Here is a 20,557-nt window from a genome sequence, read left to right as displayed (position 1 = left end):
TGCCCAGGGACTATTTACTCTTTGTTGCTCGGTTTTTACTTAGCCCACTAGGTTACAAACTTCGCTCCGCGATTAAATAGCCCCTAGATTGAACAAATTTTAATCCTGAAAGGTCAACAGGCCCTAGAGAAAAATAAATTTAAATATCATTATGGTTCAATATGTTAGTAAATTTCTTAACCAGAGCTCAGGTTACGTAATCAATTAGAGAAATAAAGCCTGACGCTAACGGCGTTAAAATTTCAGCCTTGTTGTTGACATGACTTTCTTACCTCAAAGTAGACCACTGAATCAAGCGAATTGGTATTACTTTAAGTTAATGCTTATATTACCGTTGGGTTTACAGCAGCATAGGAGGATCTCGCCTTCGCGGACAAACGCTAGTGGCTCTTCATTATATTCAACGTTACCGGATACCAAAATAGCCCTGCACGCACCGCAATAGCCTTCACGGCATTGAAATGCAACGTCTATTTTTTTAGATTCTAAGCAGTGTAAAAGAGAAGGGCAGCCAGTATTAAATTCTATACGCTGGCTGCTTTGTGCAAGAGTTATACTTGCAGTTGTACTGTCACTCATTATAAATCAAAGTCACCAAATTCTGAGGCATCAACTTGAGAGTCTATTTGACCAACAAGGTATGAGCTTATTTCGGCTTCTTGCGGTGCAACCTGAACGTTATCAGAAACAAGCCATGAGTTTATCCATGGAATAGGGTTACTGTTGTTTTCAAATTGTGCTGGTAAACCAATCGCAGTCATACGCGCATTGGTGATGTATTCAACGTACTGACATAGAATATGTTTATTTAAACCAATCATTGAGCCGTCTTTGAATAGGTATTCTGCCCATTCTTTCTCTTGCTCTGCGGCTTCTACAAACATTTTGATTGCTTCGTCGCGGCATTGGGCAGCAACAATCGCCATTTCTGGGTCGTCTTTACCGTCTTGCATAATGTTTAGAATATGCTGAGTGCCCGAAAGGTGTAGTGCTTCATCGCGCGCAATAAGCTTGATGATTTTAGCGTTACCTTCCATCAGCTCACGCTCAGCAAACGCAAACGAACATGCAAAGCTGACGTAAAAGCGAATCGCTTCAAGAATATTTACCGACATCATTGCCAGATAAAGTTTCTTTTTAAGCTCAAACAAATTCACGAGAACAGTTTTACCATTAATCTCGTGTTTGCCTTGACCGTATAAATTATAAAGCGATACAGAGTTGATTAAGTCGTCGTAGTATTTTGTTACCGCATCAGCACGTTCGCTAATTTTATCGTTGCTAACAATGTCATCAAAAATAAGTTCAGGCGCTTGCGTTACGTTACGAATAATATGTGTGTACGAGCGGCTATGAATTGTTTCACTAAACGCCCATGTTTCTATCCACGTTTCAAGTTCTGGTAGCGATACGATAGGTAGTAGGGCTACGTTTGGCGAACGCCCTTGCACGCTATCAAGTAACGTCTGATATTTTAAGTTACTTAAAAATATGTGCTTTTCGTGATCAGGTAATGCTTGAAAGTCTAAACGGTCTTTACTTACATCTACTTCCTCAGGACGCCAAAAGAAAGATAGTTGCTTCTCGATTAATTTTTCAAAAATAGGGTATTTTTGTTGATCATAACGAGATACGTTTACAGTTTGGCCAAAAAACATTGGCTCTTGCATTTGATTATTGTGGTTTCGGCTAAAAGTAGTATAAGACATGTTTATCACTCAAAAAACTATCAGAAAAAGCGGGCTAAATGCCCGCTTAAAATTAAAATCAGCAGTTATATTTTACACGCGCCGCCTTCACAATCGTCATCTTCCACGTCAGGAGTATCTTCTTGTGAATCTGAGGCACCATCGCGTGTATTGTGGTAATACAAGGTTTTAACACCTAGTTTGTACGCGCTCAGTAAGTCTTTTAACAAGACTTGCATAGGTACTTTACCGCCTTCGAATTTATTTGGATCATAATTTGTGTTTGCTGATATTGTTTGGTCAACAAATTTTTGCATTATGCCCACAAGTTGTAGGTAACCATCGTTTGATGGGATATCCCACAGTAATTCGTAGTTATCTTTTAAACGCTCGTACTCAGGTACCACTTGTTTTAAAATACCGTCTTTACTTGCTTTAACGCTAATATGGCCACGTGGTGGCTCAATACCATTTGTTGCATTAGAGATTTGCGACGATGTTTCTGATGGCATTAACGCACTTAGTGTTGAGTTACGCATGCCGTGCTCTTTAATACTTGCACGGAGTGTATCCCAATCAAGATGAAGTGGCTCATCACAAATTTTATCTAAATCACGTTTATACGTATCGGTTGGCATTATACCTTGTGAATACGTTGTCTCGTTAAATTTAGGGCATGCGCCACGCTCTTTAGCAAGCTCGTTAGATGCCTTCATTAAGTAATATTGAATCGCTTCAAAGGTTTTATGTGTTAATGCATTAGCACTGCCATCAGAATAACGTTTACCGTTTTTAGCTAGGTAGTATGCGTAGTTAATGACGCCTATTCCTAGTGTACGACGACCCATAGTTGCATTTTTAGCAGCCGGTACTGGGTAGTCTTGGAAATCAAGTAAGTTATCAAGGGCACGCACCGCAAGTTCAGCTAGCTCTTCAAGCTCATCAAGTGATTCTATTGCACCTAAGTTAAACGCAGACAGTGTACAAAGGGCAATTTCGCCTTCTTCGTCATTTACGTTATTAAGTGGCTTGGTTGGCAATGCAATTTCTAAACATAAGTTAGATTGGCGAATAGGCGCAACTTTAGCAATGAACGGGCTGTGTGTATTACAGTGGTCCACATTTTGTAAATAAATACGGCCTGTACTTGCACGCTCTTGGGCAAACATAGAGAAAAGCTCAATGGCTTTAATGCGTTTTTTACGAATAGACTCGTCTTGTTCGTATTTTACGTAAAGCGCGTCAAACTCAGCTTGGTCTTCAAAAAATGCATCATAAAGGCCTGGCACATCTGATGGGCTAAATAACGTAATATAATCGTCTTTAATTAAACGAGAATACATTAATTTATTAAATTGTACGCCGTAATCTAGGTGACGAACACGATTGTCATCTACGCCACGGTTATTTTTAAGTACAAGTAGGTTTTCTACTTCTAAGTGCCAAAGCGGGTAGAATAATGTTGCAGCACCGCCACGTACGCCACCTTGCGAACAACTTTTAACAGCTGTTTGAAAGTGCTTATAAAAAGGAATACAACCTGTGTGGTACGCTTCACCGTTACGGATGTGACTACCTAGCGCACGAATTCGACCTGCATTTATACCAATGCCCGCACGCTGTGATACGTATTTAACGATTGCAGACGATGTAGCGTTAATTGAATCAAGGCTATCACCACACTCTATTAATACACATGAGCTAAACTGACGAGTAGGCGTACGTACACCTGCCATAATAGGCGTGGGTAATGAAATTTTGAACAACGATACGGCATCGTAAAAACGCTTAATGTACGAAACGCGTGTTTCACGTGGGTAGTCTGCAAATAGACTTGCGGCGACTAAAATATATAAAAACTGCGCGCTTTCGTATATCTCGCCCGTTACACGGTTTTGAACGAGGTATTTACCTTCAAGTTGCTTAACAGCCGCGTAACTAAAGTTTAGATCGCGTGAGTGATCAAGGTATTCATCTAGTTCATCAAATTCTTGCTCTGTGTAATCAGCAAGTAAATGTGCATCGTAGCGCTTATCGCCAACCATTTTAGTGACGTGATCAAATAAACGCGGTGGCTCAAATTGGCCATACGCTTTTTTACGTAAATGAAATACAGCTAAACGCGCTGATAGGTACTGATAATCTGGCGATTCTTTTGAAATCTGATCTGCGGCAGCTTTAATAATGGTTTCGTGGATGTCTTTAGTGCGGATACCATCGTAAAATTGAATATGAGATTTTAATTCAACTTGTGAAACCGAGACGTTATTTAAACCTTCGGCGGCCCATTCAATAACGCGATGGATCTTATCAAGATCAAGTGGCTCTTTACGCCCGTCACGTTTGCTTACAGATAACAGTTGGTTCATAGCTTTGCCTGTATTCCTTGGGGATTTAGTATTTTGACCAATGTTGTACTCCTTAAATTACAGCAGGAGCACTCATTTATTATAAGTTTCACCAAATTGATGAATTTAATTGAATAACATTTGGCCACAATATCTGGTGTTGTTCAATTTAGAGATCACAAGATAGTGTGGTCTGAGCCGTTTTGCAAGGGACATAATAGCCCCTATTTGTGGATAACTTTGGGATAACACACTTGTGTTAGTAAGCATTAACCTTTGATCATTAGGTGAAGTTGAAATTTCTAAAAATCAACTAATGATCTACTAAATTTGCGCTTTTAAAAAATAAATTGTAACTGAGTTTTTTATCAGCAGACTTTGACTAAAAACTGGCTAAATCACAATATATAGTGTTTATAAATTAACATGGCACTATATATGGTTAAAACCATCAATTGGACTTTGCCAGTTAAAATCAGCTTTCCAGCTTAATGCTTCTTCATTGTTGGATATGTAACCCCAAAGTGCCGTGGCGGTGTGCATACCTGCAGCTTTACCTGCTTGTATATCACGCTGTGCATCTCCAATGTACAAACAACGGTTTGGTTTTACTGCGATAAGCTTTGCACAATGTAGTAGTGGTAGCGGTGATGGTTTGGCCTCAGCCAAGGTATCGCCACTTATGACTACGCTGGCGTTTTTTAAAGCGGGGATTGCTGCCACCAAAGGATCGGTTAAAAATCCTGGTTTGTTGGTCATGATCCCCCACTTGATCTTTTTTTGATCAAGCGCGATAAGTAAAGATTCTACGCCTTTAAAACACGTGGTGTGTTTTGCTATGCTGGCCGCGTATTCATCAAGCAGTTGTTTTATAAGTTCTGCCTGTGGCTGCTCAGGCCATTTATCTTTAAAACCTGCAGCTAACAGTGCACCCGCTCCATTAGAGGCTGCGAGACGGTATACATCGCTTGTTACTTCATCCATTTGTTGTGCGCGAAGTACCGCATTTAGCGCAGCACCTAAGTCGTCGGCGGTATCGAGTAGGGTGCCATCTAAATCAAACAAAAATGCGTCGTACTCTATATGAGGTAAATGAGAGTTCGCCATTAGGCTAACTTCTCAAAGTGTAGAATGTAATTTACGCTTACATCTGTGTTAAGCGTATATTGTTTTGATAATGGATTATATGATAACCCCGCACTTGCACGTACCTTTAAACCGGCTTGCTCAGCCCATGCAATCAGTTGCGCAGGTTTTATAAACTTTTTATGGTCATGTGTACCCTCAGGCACCATTTTCAACAGCTTTTCGGCGCCAACAATCGCATATAAGTAGGCCTTAGGTGTTTTGTTCAAAGTTGAAAAAAACACATCTGCGCCTGGTTTTGCAAGTGCGGCTACGGCATGAATAATAGAAGCAGGGTCTGGAACGTGCTCTAGCATTTCCATGCAGGTGATCACATCAAAGCGAGCAGGGCGCTGTGTTGCAAACTCTTCTGCAGGCACTTTAATGTATTCTACATTTACACCGGTTTCTAGACTATGCAATTTAGCAACAGTTAAGGGCTCCTGACCCATATCGATACCCGTCACTTTTGCACCCATACGCGCCATACTTTGGCTTAAAATACCGCCGCCACAGCCAACATCGAGTGTGTCTTTATCAAACAGACCTTGGGTTTTATGCGCTATAAAGTCTAAACGTAACGGGTTAATTTCGTGAAGAGGTTTAAACTCTCCCTCTAAATCCCACCAACGCTCTGCGATGGCTTCAAATTTTGCTATTTCTGCGTGATCTACATTTTGATGTTCGGTCATAAAATACTTCCTCGTCAATCTGAGGCCATTATATAGGGCAAAATTGATAAATCGCAAAGTTTTGCGCCTGTAAATTAAAATTAATTGTGATAGCATAGCTGTTAGTAATAATAACAAATACTCTTGATGCCTAATACTGGGTTGTTGAGAGCAAATACTGAAGGAATGTGATATCAATGACTGATTTCGCCCATGGCATTCAGCCGGTCAATATTGAAGACGAGTTAAAAAACTCCTATTTAGATTACGCGATGAGCGTAATTGTAGGACGTGCATTACCAGACGTACGTGATGGTTTAAAACCTGTTCACCGCCGCGTTTTGTTTGCAATGAACGAGCTTAGTAATGATTGGAACAAGCCTTACAAAAAATCGGCACGTGTCGTCGGTGACGTAATCGGTAAGTACCATCCACACGGCGATAGTGCAGTTTACGACACGATAGTTCGTATGGCACAGCCATTTTCGCTTCGTTACATGTTAGTCGATGGTCAAGGTAACTTCGGTTCGGTTGATGGTGATTCAGCAGCAGCAATGCGTTATACAGAAGTACGTATGGCAAAAATGTCGCATGAATTATTAGCCGATCTTGACAAAGAAACGGTTGATTTCGTTCCTAACTACGATGGCACAGAGCAAATCCCAGACGTTTTACCGACAAAAGTTCCTAACTTATTAGTAAACGGTTCATCGGGTATAGCGGTAGGTATGGCAACAAACATACCACCTCACAATCTAACTGAAGTTGTGAATGGGTGTTTAGCACTTATTTTGAATCCTGATTTAACGATTACTGAGTTAATGGATTACATTCCGGGTCCTGATTTCCCTACAGCTGCGATTATCAACGGTAAAAAAGGCATAGAGCAAGCCTACCAAACTGGCCGTGGTAAAGTGTACATGCGTGCACGTGCAGAGATTGAAACAGACGAAAAAACCGGTCGTGAAACAATTATAGTGCACGAAATTCCGTATCAAGTTAATAAAGCACGTCTAATTGAAAAAATTGCCGAGCTTGTTAAAGATAAAAAAATTGAGGGCATTAGTGCACTTCGTGATGAATCCGATAAAGACGGTATGCGTATCGTTATTGAGATCAAACGTGGTGATGTAGGCGAAGTTATTTTAAATAACTTATATGCACAAACTCAGTTACAAACTGTATTTGGTATGAACATGGTTGCTTTAATTAATAACCAACCTAAGTGTTTTAATCTAAAAGAAATGCTTGAAGAGTTTATTATTCACCGTCGTGAAGTAGTAACTCGCCGTACTGTTTTTGATTTACGCAAAGCGCGCGACCGTGCACACATGCTAGAAGGCTTAGCTATTGCACTTGCAAACATTGACCCTATTATCGAACTTATTCGTAACTCACCTACACCTGCAGAAGCTAAAATTGCTCTAACAGAACGTTCGTGGGAATTAGGTAATGTTAAATCTATGCTTGAAAAAACAGGCGAAGATAATGTTGCACGCCCAGATTGGCTTGCTGCCGATTTAGGTATTCGTGATGGTCAGTACTTTATTTCTGAGCAACAAGCCCAAGCTATCTTAGACTTACGTTTACATAAGCTAACAGGTCTTGAGCATGAAAAAATCCTTAGTGAATACCAAACATTATTAGATTTAATTGCTGAGCTTTTATATATTTTGGCAACACCAGAGCGTTTAATGGAAGTTATTCGTGATGAGTTAGTTGAAATTAAAGCACAATACGGCGATGAACGTCGTACAGAAATTAATGCCGCAGCTCACGATATCAGCCTTGAAGACTTAATTACGGAAGAAGACGTTGTCGTCACACTTTCTCACGAAGGTTATGTGAAATATCAGGCATTGTCTGATTACGAAGCACAACGCCGTGGTGGTAAAGGTAAATCAGCAACGAAGATGAAAGATGAAGATTTCATTGAACGTCTACTCGTTGCAAATACACACGATACTATTTTATGTTTCTCTACGGCCGGTCGTTTATATTGGCTTAAAGTATATCAGTTACCACTGGCAAGTCGTGCAGCGCGCGGTAAGCCAATTGTTAACTTGTTACCACTTGAAGCTGATGAACGTATTACTGCTATATTGCCAGTACGCGAGTACGCAGAAGATAAATACATCTTTATGGCAACAGCATTTGGTACAGTTAAGAAAACACCATTAACGGCTTACAGTCGTCAACGTGCAAGCGGTATTATTGCTGTTAACTTAAATGATGGCGATAGCTTGATTGGGGTTGATATTACCGATGGTAGCAACGAAATTATGTTGTTCACTGATGCAGGTAAAGTTGTGCGCTTTAAAGAAGCTGAAGAAACAACAGTTGTTGATGAAAACGGTAACCCAGTATTAGACGAAGAAGGTAACCCTGAGATTCGCTTCAAAGGTGTTCGCCCAATGGGTCGTACTGCTACGGGTGTTCGTGGTATTAAAATGCCAGACGAGCAACGCGTAGTATCGTTAATTGTACCAAAAACTGACGGTGCTATTTTAACGGTAACTGAAAATGGTTACGGTAAGCGTACACAACTTGAAGATTACCCATCGAAGAGTCGTGCAACACAGGGTGTTGTATCAATTAAGGTGAGTGAACGTAACGGTGCTGTTGTTGGTGCTGTGCAAGTTGACGACAACGATGAAATAATGATTATTTCGAATCGTGGTACCTTAGTACGTACTCGTGTTAATGAAGTTTCTACGGTTGGACGTAACACCCAAGGTGTTATTTTGATCAGAACTATTGACGAAGAGCAAGTAGTTGGTTTACAACGTATAGAAGAGATTGAAGTTACTCAAAGTGACTTGGTTGATATTGAAGACGTTGAAACAGTAGATACAGTTGTTGATGAAGTAGCGGATGATAATCCTCCTTCAGAATAATTGAGATTGAAAAAGCGGCCTTGGCCGCTTTTTTTAATGTTGTTGAAAAAAATTAACAGTGTATGAGATTATATTTATTCATTAAAATCGTGAGATTGAGTGGATGGATATTATAGGTTCATGCATAGTCGTTAAATTACTGGAATGAGGCAAAGGTAATGAGTAAATATAATTTTTGTGCGGGACCGGCTATGCTACCGCAAGCGGTTATGAAAAAAGCGCAAAAAGAGTTTCTAGATTGGCAAGACCTAGGTGTTTCTGTAATGGAAATGAGTCATCGCAGCAAAGAGTTTTTAGCATTAACTGCAAAATGTGAGGCAAGCCTTAGACGCTTGATGAACATTAGTGACGAATACGAAGTGCTATTTATGCATGGTGGTGGTCGTGGCCAGTTTAGCGCCGTGCCATTAAATTTACACCAAGATGGTAAAACTGCTGTTTATTGTGAAAATGGCGTGTGGTCAAAAAGTGCAACGGATGAAGCTAACAAATTTACCAAAACGCTTTCAATTGATGTTCGTAACGATGTAAATGGTGATTTTTCGATTAAACAGGTTACTAATTGGGTGTTACCTGAAGATGCATCTTACATTCACTATTGCCCTAACGAAACGGTAGATGGCCTAGAGATTTTTGATGTGCCGAGTCATCCAACTGCGCCAATTGTTGCTGATATGTCATCGACTATTTTATCGCGCGAAATAGACGTAAATAAATTTGACTTAATTTATGCCGGCGCGCAAAAAAACATAGGCCCATCGGGCATTTCGATTGTTATTGTTCGTAAAACATTACTTGAGCGTGAAGGTCTTCCTAAACCCGGTATTTTAGATTACGCCTTAGAAGCAAAACAAGGCAGCATGTTTAATACACCTCCCACCTTTGCTTGGTACTTAGCGGCTGAAGTATTTGAATGGTTAGAGCTAAATGGTGGCGTAAAAGCCATGGAAGTTCAGAACATAGCTAAAGCGCAGCTACTTTATGATTTTATTGATGGATCGAGCTTTTATACAAATAAAGTAGCTAAGCATTGTCGTTCACGTATGAACGTTCCATTTTGGCTTGTTGATGAAAGCTTAAATGATAAGTTTGTAGCTCAATCTAATGATGCGGGTTTGCTTGCACTTGAAGGGCATCGAATTGTAGGCGGTATGCGCGCGAGTATTTATAATGCGATGCCACTAGAGGGTGTTCAAGCACTTGTTAGTTTTATGGACGCATTTGCAAAGGAGCACAGTTAATGGAGCAACTTCGTTTAGACCCTATTTCTCGTGTAAACGGCAACGTGACATTACCAGGCTCAAAAAGTTTATCTAACCGTATTTTGTTACTTGCAGCACTTGCAAATGGTACAACCGTAGTTGAAAATTTGCTCGATAGTGATGATATTCGTCATATGTTGGGCGCTTTAAAGTTATTAGGTGTAAATGTTACTTTAAACAATGAGCGAACAGTTGCAACGGTTGAAGGCGTTGGTGGTGTACTTAAAACGCCTAGTGAGCCGTTGTTTTTGGGTAATGCAGGTACTGCTTATCGACCATTAACCGCTGTGCTTGCTGCCGTTGCTGGTGAGTATGAGCTAATTGGTGAGCCACGTATGGAAGAGCGTCCGATAGGGCACTTGGTTGATGCTCTACAAGCGCTTGGTGGTGATGTTACCTATACAAAACACAAAGACTACCCACCACTTAAAATTGTAGGTGGTCAAATAAAAGGTGGTGATGTTGAAATTGATGGCAGTATTTCAAGTCAGTTTTTGACCGCTTTGTTAATGGCTGCACCGTTATTTAATGGTTATACACAAATTACAATTAAAGGGACGTTAGTCTCTAAGCCTTATATTGATATTACCCTTGATGTAATGGCACGTTTTGGTGTGAATGTTGAACACAGTGATTATGCAACGTTTAAAGTTAAAGGTGGTCAACAGTATCAATCGCTTGAACGTATTATGGTTGAAGGCGATGCATCTTCTGCTTCTTATTTCGTGGCAGCAGCAGCGATTGCTGGTGGCGAAATTGAAATTAAAGGAGTAGGTGCTAAATCGGTCCAAGGGGATATTGGTTTTGCTAAAGTCATGGAGCAAGTCGGTGCCAAAATCGATTGGTATGATGAGCGACTTGTTGTACGTAAAGGCGAGCTAAAAGGCGTAGATATTGACGCCAATGCAATTCCTGATGCTGCTATGACTCTTGCAACAGTGGCGCTTTTTGCAAAAGGTCCAACTGCTATCCGTAATATTTATAACTGGCGTGTAAAAGAAACAGACAGGCTACACGCAATGGCAACTGAGCTTAGAAAGGTTGGTGCTGAGGTAGTAGAGGGACACGACTTTATAGAAATTACACCGCCTAAACACTTCAACGATGTAGCAATAGACACTTACGATGATCACCGCATTGCAATGTGTTTTGCTATGGTAGCCGTTGGTGGAAAGCCTATAACGATTAATGATCCGAAGTGTACCTATAAAACATTTCCTACATTTTTCAATGTATTAGCATCAGTGAGTGAATAGGACTGTTATAACTATTTATAAAAAGTTACACACTAATAGCAGATATATTTTAATAACTGACGTATAATATCGCGGTTTATTTAGGTGTGCATTGCAGGAGGTTTAAATGCAGGCGTTATTAATGCCCGTGATCACCGTTGATGGCCCAAGTGGTTCAGGTAAAGGAACTGTTTGTCGCTTGTTAGCCGAAAAGTTGGGATGGGATGTATTGGATAGCGGTGCAATTTATCGCGTATTATCCCTTGCAGCACTTCATCATCAAATAGCATTAGACAATGAAGAGGCACTTGTGCCGCTCGCTGCAAACTTAGATGTACAGTTTTTGGTGGATAGCCAAACTAACGCTGGAAAAGTTATTTTAGAAGGCGAAGATGTAACAACCACTATTCGTAATGAAGAAGTCGGGTCAGCTGCGTCAAAAGTAGCTGCGTTACCTCGTGTTCGTGAAGCATTATTGCGCCGCCAGCGTGCATTTCGCAGTGAAAATGGCTTAATTGCCGATGGTCGTGATATGGGCACTGTGGTTTTTCAAGATGCACCGTTAAAAATTTATTTAACAGCAAGTGCACAAGAGCGTGCGCGCAGACGTTTTGTTGAGTTGAATACGCGCGGTCTTGATGTTACACTGAGTGGTCTATTACAAGACATTCAAGATCGTGATGAGCGCGATATGAATCGTGCGGTTGCGCCGCTTGTACCTGCGGAGGATGCCATAGAGCTCGATACTAGCGAACTCAATGCTCAGCAAGTGTTTGATAAAGTTATAACTTTATTAGACATCGCCATCTCTGAAGGTAAGCTTCCTAAACGAAGCTAAAACACATTTTATGCACCAGCAGGATGCCAGTGCTATTTTAACAACCCCATGCAGCATGGTTGCTTATTGGTATTAATATATGAGACGTATATTCGTATGTCAGAAAATTTTGCGCAGTTATTTGAAGAAAGCTTAAAGGGTTTTGAAGCAGAGCAAGGCTCTATCGTTAAAGGTACAGTAATCTCTATCGAGAATAACATTGTACTTGTAGATGCTGGTCTTAAATCAGAAAGTGCTATCCCTGCAGAGCAGTTCAAAAATGCTGCTGGTGAACTTGAAGTTGCTGTAGGCGACGAAGTAGATGTTGCACTAGATGCAATTGAAGACGGTTTCGGTGAAACTATCCTTTCTCGTGAGAAAGCGAAGCGTCACGAAGCGTGGATCCGTCTTGAGAAAGCATGTGAAGAGCAAGAGACTGTTACTGGTGTTATCAACGGTAAAGTTAAAGGCGGTTTCACTGTTGAAGTTGATTCAATCCGTGCTTTCCTACCTGGTTCACTTGTTGATGTTCGTCCAGTACGTGACACAACTCACCTTGAAGGCAAAGAGCTTGAATTTAAAGTAATCAAGCTTGATCAAAAACGTAACAATGTTGTTGTTTCACGTCGTGCAGTTATCGAATCAGAAAACTCACAAGAACGTGAAGAGCTTCTTGCTAACCTTGTTGAAGGCCAAGAAGTTAAAGGTATCGTTAAGAACCTTACTGACTACGGTGCATTCGTTGATCTTGGTGGTGTTGATGGTCTACTACACATTACTGATATGGCGTGGAAGCGTGTTAAGCATCCTTCAGAAATCGTTAATGTTGGCGACGAAATCGCAGTTAAAGTTCTTAAATTCGACAAAGATAAAACTCGTGTATCTCTAGGCCTTAAACAGCTTGGTGAAGATCCATGGGCAGCTATCGCTGGTCGTTACCCAGAAGGTTCTAAACTTTCTGGTCGTGTTACTAACCTTACTGATTACGGCTGTTTCGTGGAAATCGAAGAAGGCGTTGAAGGTCTAGTACACGTTTCTGAAATGGATTGGACTAACAAGAACATCCATCCTTCAAAAGTTGTATCATTAGGTGATACTGTTGAAGTTATGGTTCTAGAAATTGACGAAGAACGTCGTCGTATTTCTCTTGGTCTTAAGCAATGTATTGCTAATCCTTGGCAGGAATTTGCTCGTCTACAAAACAAAGGCGATCAAGTTACTGGTAAGATCAAATCAATCACTGACTTCGGTATCTTTATCGGTCTTGACGGTGGTATTGACGGTCTTGTACACCTTTCAGACATTTCTTGGAATACACCTGGCGAAGACGCTGTACGTGAATTCAAGAAAGGCGACGAAATCACTGCTATCGTATTACAAGTTGACCCAGAGCGTGAACGTATCTCTCTAGGTGTTAAACAAATCGAAGCTGACCCATTCAATAACTACCTTGATGCAAACAAAAAAGGTGCTATTGTTAAGGGTAAAGTGACTGAAGTTGATGCTAAAGGCGCAACTGTTGAACTTATCGAAGGCGTTGAAGGTTACATTCGTGTAGCTGATATCGCTCAAGAGCGCGTTGAAGATGCAACTACAGTTGTTTCTGTTGGCGACGAAATTGAAGTGAAATATGTTGGTGTTGATCGCAAGAACCGCACTTTAAGTTTATCTGTTAAAGCTCTTTTCGAAGCAGAAGAGAAAGAAGTAATAGAGAAGCTTAAGAAAGAAGAGCCAGTGTTTGAAAACGCAATGGCAGCTGCTTTCGCAAATGCACAAAAAGACTAATATATAATTAGTTTTTAGTTGGAAGGGCATTTTTTGCCCTTCCTATATCTCTTTTTAAGGAAACGCTATGACTAAGTCAGAATTGATAGAAACACTTGCGGAACAACACGCGCACGTTCCAGTGAAAGATGTTGAGAATGCTGTAAAAGAAATTCTTGAACAAATGGCCGGCTCATTATCTACTTCAGATCGTATAGAGATCAGAGGTTTTGGTAGTTTCTCTTTGCATTTCCGCGCTCCTCGCACAGGTCGTAATCCTAAGACTGGCGATACAGTTGAGTTAGACGGTAAGCATGTTCCTCATTTTAAACCAGGTAAAGAATTACGCGACCGCGTAAATGAAAGTATTGCCTAGTTAACTAATTTATTGGAGTAGTTACTTGTTTAAGGTATTAAAAATTATTCTGGTTGCACTATGCCTTATTAGTGCTTTTGTATTGGGTTCTCAAAATCCACAGTTAGTACAAATTAATTATATAATTGCCAGTAATACATTACCTTTAGCTGTAATCATAAGTATCTGCTTTTTGTTAGGTGTTGTAATCGGTTGTTTTATTAGTTTTAAATTGTTCTCACAATTAAAATGGCAAAATTATCGGTTAAAAAAACAATTAGCGCCTGAAAAAGATAAAAAAAAGCTTGCTGCTAATAAAGACACCTAATCATGATTGAGCTTTTGTTTTTATTATTACCTGTAGCAGCCGGTTACGGCTGGGTGATGGGTAAAAATAGCGCTAAAAACCAAGCTCATCAACTTAACCGTCAGATCACTTCTGAGTATAGTAAAGGTTTAAAATTTTTACTTGATAGAGAAGAAGATCAAGGGTTAGAGCACCTAATTAATCTACTCGAAGTTTCTGCTGATTCAGTTGAACATTATTCTACGCTTGCCACCATGTTTCGTCGTCGAGGTGAGTTAGACCGAGCGATAAAAATTCATGAACTTCTTCTAAAACATCCAAGCTTAAATGAACAACAAGCAGCTACAAGCAGATTAGAGCTCGCCGAAGATTATATTATGGCAGGCTTGCTTGACAGTGCAGAGGAGCATCTAGTTTGGTTAGTAAAAGCAGGGCATGTTGAAGCTCTCGAACCTATTATTACTTTATATTCACAAACCCGTGAATGGGAAAAAGGCATCAACATGTTTGAGGCCCACAGCGAATTATTTTCAAAAGAACAACAATTTAAAGCGATCGCAAATTTTTATTGTGAATCAGCCTTAGCTGATAACACCCCACAATTAATGAGAAAAGCGATTAGTTTAAATTATAAAGCTGTTCGTCCTCTTTACGAATTAGGTTTATCTGCTTATACAAATGAGGATTACGTTAAAGCCATTTATTATTGGCGAGAACTCGTTACTCAATTTACGTTATTTGCCCCGCTATTTATTGATAGACTCGCACACAGTTACAAACAACTAAACCTAACGCACCAATTTCATGAGCTAGTAAATGACTTATTAGAAAAAGGCGGCGTATTAATAAAAATAAAACATTGTCAGGCTTTATTAGAACAAGGTTTCACAGAGCAAGCATTTGAGTTTTTAACTGATAGTTTAAAACGACAACCAACAATTCGCGGTTTTAGTTTTTTGCTGCAATTGATGGCTGATCAAAATAAAAACACGAAAGAAGTTTTAGAGCAGATTGATAAACTTGTTACCTCATATATTGCGACTAAACCTGATTTTCAATGTCAGCATTGCGGCTTTACTAGCTATACAATTTATTGGAATTGCCCTTCTTGTAAACATTGGGAAACCATTGTTCCAAGCAGAGGGTTAGATGGATTTTAATAACCCCCCTTAATAACGGATTTAAAAGATGAGTATTTTAGCAAATTAAGCCATGTGTTTACTGATTTTAATTTTTATAAAGTAAGCTTGTATAAATTTACTTTATCGACACCCAAAATTACCCGCTAAAACTATTTTATTAGATCTATTTATATAATTACTTTATTGCCATACATTAGGATAGTTATGTCTTTCGAACATTCAAAAAAAATTCTCATTGCATTAGATTACGATGATCAGCAAATTGCCCTAAATTTTGTTAAACAACTTTCTCCTGATACTTGCCGTCTTAAAGTCGGTAAAGAGATGTTTACCTATTTCGGTCCTGCTTTTGTTAAAGAATTAATTGATTTAGGTTTTGATGTGTTTCTAGATCTAAAATTTCATGACATTCCTAATACTGTAGCTAAAGCTGTCACTGCAGCCGCAAAAATGGGTGTATGGATGGTTAATGTACATGCATCAGGTGGTTTTGAAATGATGCATAAAGCTAAACTTGCTTTAGAGCAGTTTGGCGATAAAGCGCCTTTGCTTATTGCTGTGACTGTTTTAACAAGCATGGATGAAAAAGAACTCAAACGTTTAGGTATTGAAAAATCCCCGCAGGAACAAGTCATTTACTTAGCTCGGCTTGCAAAAGAAGCAGGGCTTGATGGCATAGTTTGTTCAGCACAAGAGGCAAAAGTGCTTAAAGTTGAACTTGGTGATAAATTTAAATTGGTTACGCCAGGTATTCGTCCGGAAGGTAGTGATGCAGGAGATCAAAAGCGTATCATGACACCAAAACAAGCGATTGATGCTGGAAGTGATTACCTTGTTATTGGACGACCTATAACAAAATCGAATGATCCTGTAAAAGTGCTTAATGATGTTAATCGCTCGATTAATTAAATTAACAAAAATAGTTAATTGATGCTAAAATTCTTACTATATGTGGTTCTAATATTACAAAATATTGTTTATATGTAGTGAGGGTTTGTCTTGAAATTGTTATTCTATGTGGTTATTTTTGCTGTTGCGGCTTTCTCAGTAAACAAATATTATTTATCAGGGAAGATAGATTCTGAGGCTTTAACAGTTGCTGATGTTATCGCGAGCTACCCCGTTAATATTTTTGATTTCAAACAGACTATGGCAGATTATGCACATCACTTGTGCTATAAAAACGAAGATGTCCTTAGTTCTCAAGATATTAGTGCTCGTGAATGTGTTAATAATCATGATGATAGGAAGCCTGATTGTGAAAGTAGGATTTTTCGTCTAGCACCTTTGAACTTAAAAACTAAAGAAGAGGTTATTGATTATTCAAAGCAATATACGCAATGCACCTTACCGTATAAATATATTATGGGCTAAGTAAAAGAATAATTTAATAATAGGCAGTTTATTATTGAGTGAAGATAGAAGTTGAGTGGTTGGCCACTCAACTTCTATCAGTAAAAAATTACTTCAAACGAATTGACTTTGCTTCAATATCTATTAATTCTTGCTTGAATAGTCCACCAATTGCTTTTTTGTAGTTAGCCTTACTGGTAGAAAACATCTTTTTTATTGCTTCAGGATCAGACTTATCGCCTAGTGGGATCACACCCCCTTCATTCTTAAGCTTTTGCATAATAGTTTCACCAAGATCGCTTACTTTTCCCATACCAGGCTTTTCTAGTACGACATCAATTTTTCCGTCGTCACGTACTTTTTGAATGAAACCTTTAAGCTTTTGGCCCACAAATAAGCTTTTAAATACCATATTGTAAAATACAACACCGAAGTGCGATTCTTCAATTAATACCTTATAGCCAATATCTGTTTTGCCAGCAACAATTAAATCCACTTCTTGTAAGTGAGTATATTGCGGCTCATCTTTAGATAGGAAACGATTAAAATTGTTTGATGCACAAATACGTTGGCTTGCATTATCAAGGTACAAACGAACTAAATATGAATGACCTTCTTGCATGCGTGGCTTTTGTTCGTTAAACGGGGTTAGTACATCTTTTTCAAGCCCCCAATCTAAAAATGCCCCAATACTGTTTATTTCTTTAACGCGTAGTAGGGCGTATTCACCTACTTGTGCATGAGGCTTTTTAATTGTCGCTGTGGCTAAGTTAGCATTGTCTAAAAAGATAAATACACTAATACTATCGCCAGCTTCAAGCTCATGTTTTATTTCTTGTTTTGGTAAAAATACTTCACCTAAATCATGGCCATCAAGGTAAGCACCTTCATTGCTTACTTCTTTTACAAATAAGGTTTGTGTTGTTCCTAGGTAACTCATAATTATTCCTGCTCAGGCTTTTTTTTACGGCGCATCGGTGTATCGCCATCAATATTCATGGGTGCTTTAATTGGGGCTGATGGTTTTTTAGGTTTTGCTTTTCGTTTAAATAGTGGCTTTTTTGCAACAACTGTTTTTTCTTTTTTCAATACAGATTCAGGTTTTTTCTCTTTTATCCCTTTAAATTTTGCCTTTAAACCATCAATGCTGGCAAAATTTAACTCATCATTTAAAAATGCTTTTATGGCTAAATAGCTAGCCCAATCTTTAGGGCCTACCAGCGAAAGCGCACTTCCTTTAAAACCTGCGCGCCCAGTACGTCCAATGCGATGCACATATTCTTCAGCATGTTTTGGTAAATCAAAGTTAATTACATGCGTTACGCTGAGCAAATCTAAACCACGTGAGGCAACATCCGTTGTGATCAATATTTTAAAATTCTCACGACTAAACGAGTCCATAATATCTAGGCGTTTATTTTGTGTTAAATCACCAGCAAGTGCTACCGACTTAAATCCTTTAGCATTAAGTGCTTCACTTAAACGGCTTGTATCAGCGCGCGTTGCTGTAAAGATAATACATTGACCAACATCATCTTGATTTAAAAAATGTTCTAATAATGCCTCTTTGTGATCTAGATGATCCGCTAAATAGAGTGTTTGTGTGATATCACTGTGCTGCTCATTCGCTGCACTTAGCGTAATTTGCTTTGGTTTTTTTAATAAATTACGAGATAGAGCATCTACTTGCGCGTGATCCAGCGTTGCAGAAAACAGTAATGTTTGACGTAAACGGTGATTCGCTTGCTCGTTAATCATTTTTAACTGTTCGGTAAAGCCTAAATCTAAAATACGATCGGCTTCATCGAAAATAAGTAATTCAAGTCCGCTTAATTGTAATGAGCGTTGTGTAATGTGATCCGCTAAACGACCTGGAGTTGCGACTACAAATTGTGGATCGTTTCGCAGTGCTTTAACTTGATCATTAAAGTTTTCTCCGCCAAGGATTTTCACCGCTTTAATTGCTGTGCCTGCAATTAATAAGCGAAGTTGTGTGAACACTTGTGTTGCAAGCTCTCGTGTAGGCGCAACAATAAGTACACGAGGATCGCGTTTACTGAGTGCCTTTTGTTTCATCACCCGTTGTACTGCAGGTAGTAAAAACGCTAAGGTTTTGCCCGACCCAGTTTTAGACTGAGCGAAAATGTCATGCCCTGCAAGTGCGGTAGGCACTGCATGCGCTTGAATATCGGTGGGCTGGGTGATCCCTTGATGTGCTAATTGTGTTTCAAGGCGTGTATCAATCCCAAGATCAGTAAACTGCAATGTGTGTTTCTCCAAAATGAGCAATTAAGTCTTTAAATTTATTGGCGTATTATAGCTTACTGAGGTGCCGTGCTAACAGTAAAAACCATTCTATAGCAGCATTTTTTGCAATTAATCCAAAAAAGCGTAAAATACGCGCCCCATATGCGCCGGATTTACGATTCGGTAAACGCCAATACTGGCTAACAAGGCAAAATAGGAAATATAATGACTGTTGTTCATAAAGATAATGTAACGGGCGATCACTTTGTTGTGTGCGCGCTGTATAAATTCGTTGGGTTACCTGAATTTGAAGCTATCCGTAAGCCATTGCTTGAAGTGATGGAAGCAAATGAAGTACGCGGTACTTTATTACTCGCTGCCGAAGGTATAAACGGCACTGTTTCTGCAAAACGTGAAGGGATAGACAATTTATTAATATGGCTGGATAAACAACCAAATTTAAAAAACATCGTGACAAAAGAATCTTACGATGATGAATGCCCGTTTTATCGCACTAAAGTTAAGCTAAAAAAAGAAATTGTTACGATGGGCGTTGAAGGCGTAGACCCGCTTAAAGTTGTGGGTAGCTATGTAAAGCCAAATGAGTGGAACGCACTTATATCTGATCCTGAAGTTATTTTGATTGATACCCGCAATGATTACGAAATTGAAATTGGTACATTTCAAAATGCAGTCGATCCAAATACTAAAACTTTTCGCGAATTTCCACAGTGGGCTAAAGAAAACTTAGATCCACAAAAACATAAAAAAGTAGCGATGTTTTGTACGGGTGGTATCCGCTGCGAAAAATCGACGGCTTACATGAAAGAGCAAGGCTTTGACGAAGTTTATCACCTTGAAGGCGGTATTTTAAAATACCTAGAAGAAGTGCCAAAAGATGAAACCATGTGGGAAGGCGAATGTTTTGTATTTGATAATCGCGTGGCGGTTGATCACGACTTACAAAAAGGCTCTTATGATCAATGCCACGCCTGTCGTATGCCAATTACAGAAGAAGAAAAGTTAAAGCCTGAATACATGGAAGGTGTCTCTTGTCATCATTGTATTGAAGAAGTAACTGATGAGCAACGTGCACGTTTTGCTGAACGCCAAAAGCAAATAGAATTAGCGCAAGCGCGTGGTGAAGGCCATATTGGTAATGAGGCACAAGCTGTTTTACAGCAACGTAAAGAAGCTAAAAAAGCCCAAAAAGACGCTCAGCGCGGTAAATAATTTTTTACAATAAACATTACATTTAAAGAGTCTATTTAGGCTCTTTTTTTGTGCCTAAAATTGTGCAGTAATTGTTTTAACATCTTAATGATAATGTTAATCTGCAAGACGGA

18 protein-coding genes are annotated in these 20,557 nt (G+C 39.3%); 11 read left to right on the top strand and 7 right to left on the bottom strand.

The window, feature by feature from the left end:
- Nucleotides 1-306: 306 nt before the first annotated feature.
- From yfaE to ubiG, 5 genes are all read right to left on the bottom strand, one after another.
- The gene (gene yfaE, locus ACJJVZ_RS12145; RefSeq protein ID WP_077537971.1) at nt 307-579 is read right to left on the bottom strand and encodes a class I ribonucleotide reductase maintenance protein YfaE; all 273 of its coding nucleotides are present in this window, start codon (nt 577-579) and stop codon (nt 307-309) included.
- The gene (gene nrdB, locus ACJJVZ_RS12140) at nt 579-1,709 is read right to left on the bottom strand and encodes a class Ia ribonucleoside-diphosphate reductase subunit beta (RefSeq protein WP_405600763.1); all 1,131 of its coding nucleotides are present in this window, start codon (nt 1,707-1,709) and stop codon (nt 579-581) included. The genes yfaE and nrdB overlap by 1 nt, the downstream gene beginning before the upstream one ends.
- A gap of 65 nt (nt 1,710-1,774) precedes the next feature.
- On the bottom strand, nt 1,775-4,057 hold the full coding sequence (gene nrdA / locus ACJJVZ_RS12135) for a class 1a ribonucleoside-diphosphate reductase subunit alpha (RefSeq protein ID WP_193155420.1): 2,283 nt from the start codon (nt 4,055-4,057) through the stop codon (nt 1,775-1,777).
- A 411-nt stretch (nt 4,058-4,468) separates the two neighbouring features.
- Nucleotides 4,469-5,143 carry an HAD-IA family hydrolase gene (locus tag ACJJVZ_RS12130; RefSeq protein ID WP_405600760.1) on the bottom strand — a complete coding sequence of 225 codons (675 nt, stop codon included), beginning with the start codon at nt 5,141-5,143 and terminating at the stop codon, nt 4,469-4,471.
- Complete coding sequence (gene ubiG / locus ACJJVZ_RS12125) at nt 5,143-5,853, bottom strand: bifunctional 2-polyprenyl-6-hydroxyphenol methylase/3-demethylubiquinol 3-O-methyltransferase UbiG (protein WP_182702452.1); 711 nt, start codon at nt 5,851-5,853, stop codon at nt 5,143-5,145. The genes ACJJVZ_RS12130 and ubiG overlap by 1 nt, the downstream gene beginning before the upstream one ends.
- 176 nt (nt 5,854-6,029) lie before the next feature.
- Between ubiG and gyrA the strand changes: the two genes are divergently transcribed.
- The 10 genes from gyrA to ACJJVZ_RS12075 all read left to right on the top strand — a co-directional run bounded on the left by gyrA (nt 6,030) and on the right by ACJJVZ_RS12075 (nt 16,985).
- Nucleotides 6,030-8,729: a DNA gyrase subunit A gene (gene gyrA, locus ACJJVZ_RS12120; RefSeq protein ID WP_405600757.1), complete on the top strand. Its 2,700-nt coding sequence runs from the start codon at nt 6,030-6,032 to the stop codon at nt 8,727-8,729.
- A gap of 158 nt (nt 8,730-8,887) precedes the next feature.
- The gene (gene serC / locus ACJJVZ_RS12115) at nt 8,888-9,970 is read left to right on the top strand and encodes a 3-phosphoserine/phosphohydroxythreonine transaminase (protein ID WP_405600755.1); all 1,083 of its coding nucleotides are present in this window, start codon (nt 8,888-8,890) and stop codon (nt 9,968-9,970) included.
- A complete protein-coding gene (gene aroA / locus ACJJVZ_RS12110; protein WP_405600752.1) occupies nt 9,970-11,247 on the top strand; it encodes a 3-phosphoshikimate 1-carboxyvinyltransferase in 1,278 nt (425 codons plus the stop codon). Before serC ends, aroA begins: the two co-directional genes overlap by 1 nt.
- A gap of 106 nt (nt 11,248-11,353) precedes the next feature.
- The gene (gene cmk / locus ACJJVZ_RS12105; protein ID WP_138584908.1) at nt 11,354-12,064 is read left to right on the top strand and encodes a (d)CMP kinase; all 711 of its coding nucleotides are present in this window, start codon (nt 11,354-11,356) and stop codon (nt 12,062-12,064) included.
- Between the two features lie 96 nt (nt 12,065-12,160).
- Nucleotides 12,161-13,828, top strand: coding sequence for a 30S ribosomal protein S1 (gene rpsA, locus ACJJVZ_RS12100; protein WP_077539018.1), 1,668 nt, complete (start codon nt 12,161-12,163; stop codon nt 13,826-13,828).
- A 67-nt stretch (nt 13,829-13,895) separates the two neighbouring features.
- Complete coding sequence (ihfB, locus tag ACJJVZ_RS12095) at nt 13,896-14,183, top strand: integration host factor subunit beta (protein WP_007376597.1); 288 nt, start codon at nt 13,896-13,898, stop codon at nt 14,181-14,183.
- A 25-nt stretch (nt 14,184-14,208) separates the two neighbouring features.
- The gene (locus tag ACJJVZ_RS12090; protein ID WP_024612800.1) at nt 14,209-14,490 is read left to right on the top strand and encodes a lipopolysaccharide assembly protein LapA domain-containing protein; all 282 of its coding nucleotides are present in this window, start codon (nt 14,209-14,211) and stop codon (nt 14,488-14,490) included.
- 2 nt (nt 14,491-14,492) lie between these two features.
- Nucleotides 14,493-15,629, top strand: a complete 1,137-nt coding sequence (gene lapB, locus ACJJVZ_RS12085) for a lipopolysaccharide assembly protein LapB (RefSeq protein WP_405600747.1) — start codon at nt 14,493-14,495, stop codon at nt 15,627-15,629.
- A 186-nt stretch (nt 15,630-15,815) separates the two neighbouring features.
- On the top strand, nt 15,816-16,520 hold the full coding sequence (pyrF, locus tag ACJJVZ_RS12080) for an orotidine-5'-phosphate decarboxylase (RefSeq protein WP_077537961.1): 705 nt from the start codon (nt 15,816-15,818) through the stop codon (nt 16,518-16,520).
- Nucleotides 16,521-16,610: 90 nt separating this feature from the next.
- Nucleotides 16,611-16,985 (top strand): hypothetical protein, encoded by a 375-nt coding sequence (locus ACJJVZ_RS12075; RefSeq protein ID WP_405600743.1) that lies wholly within the window; start codon nt 16,611-16,613, stop codon nt 16,983-16,985.
- Nucleotides 16,986-17,073: 88 nt separating this feature from the next.
- On the opposite strand, the gene ACJJVZ_RS12070 is transcribed toward ACJJVZ_RS12075, so the two are convergent.
- A complete protein-coding gene (locus ACJJVZ_RS12070) occupies nt 17,074-17,904 on the bottom strand; it encodes a S1 RNA-binding domain-containing protein (protein ID WP_077537959.1) in 831 nt (276 codons plus the stop codon).
- 2 nt (nt 17,905-17,906) lie between these two features.
- The gene (locus ACJJVZ_RS12065) at nt 17,907-19,229 is read right to left on the bottom strand and encodes a DEAD/DEAH box helicase (RefSeq protein ID WP_077537958.1); all 1,323 of its coding nucleotides are present in this window, start codon (nt 19,227-19,229) and stop codon (nt 17,907-17,909) included.
- A gap of 207 nt (nt 19,230-19,436) precedes the next feature.
- Here ACJJVZ_RS12065 and ACJJVZ_RS12060 point away from each other — a divergent pair, with 207 nt between their 5' ends.
- Nucleotides 19,437-20,444 (top strand): rhodanese-related sulfurtransferase, encoded by a 1,008-nt coding sequence (locus ACJJVZ_RS12060; protein WP_273047504.1) that lies wholly within the window; start codon nt 19,437-19,439, stop codon nt 20,442-20,444.
- The last annotated feature ends 113 nt before the right edge of the window (nt 20,445-20,557 follow it).

The sequence above is a fragment of the Pseudoalteromonas sp. Ld19 genome (assembly GCF_045064135.1).
Lineage (GTDB): Bacteria > Pseudomonadota > Gammaproteobacteria > Enterobacterales > Alteromonadaceae > Pseudoalteromonas > Pseudoalteromonas aliena.
Note: the sequence above shows the minus strand (reverse complement) of the source record. Positions and strands in the feature narration are given on the sequence as shown.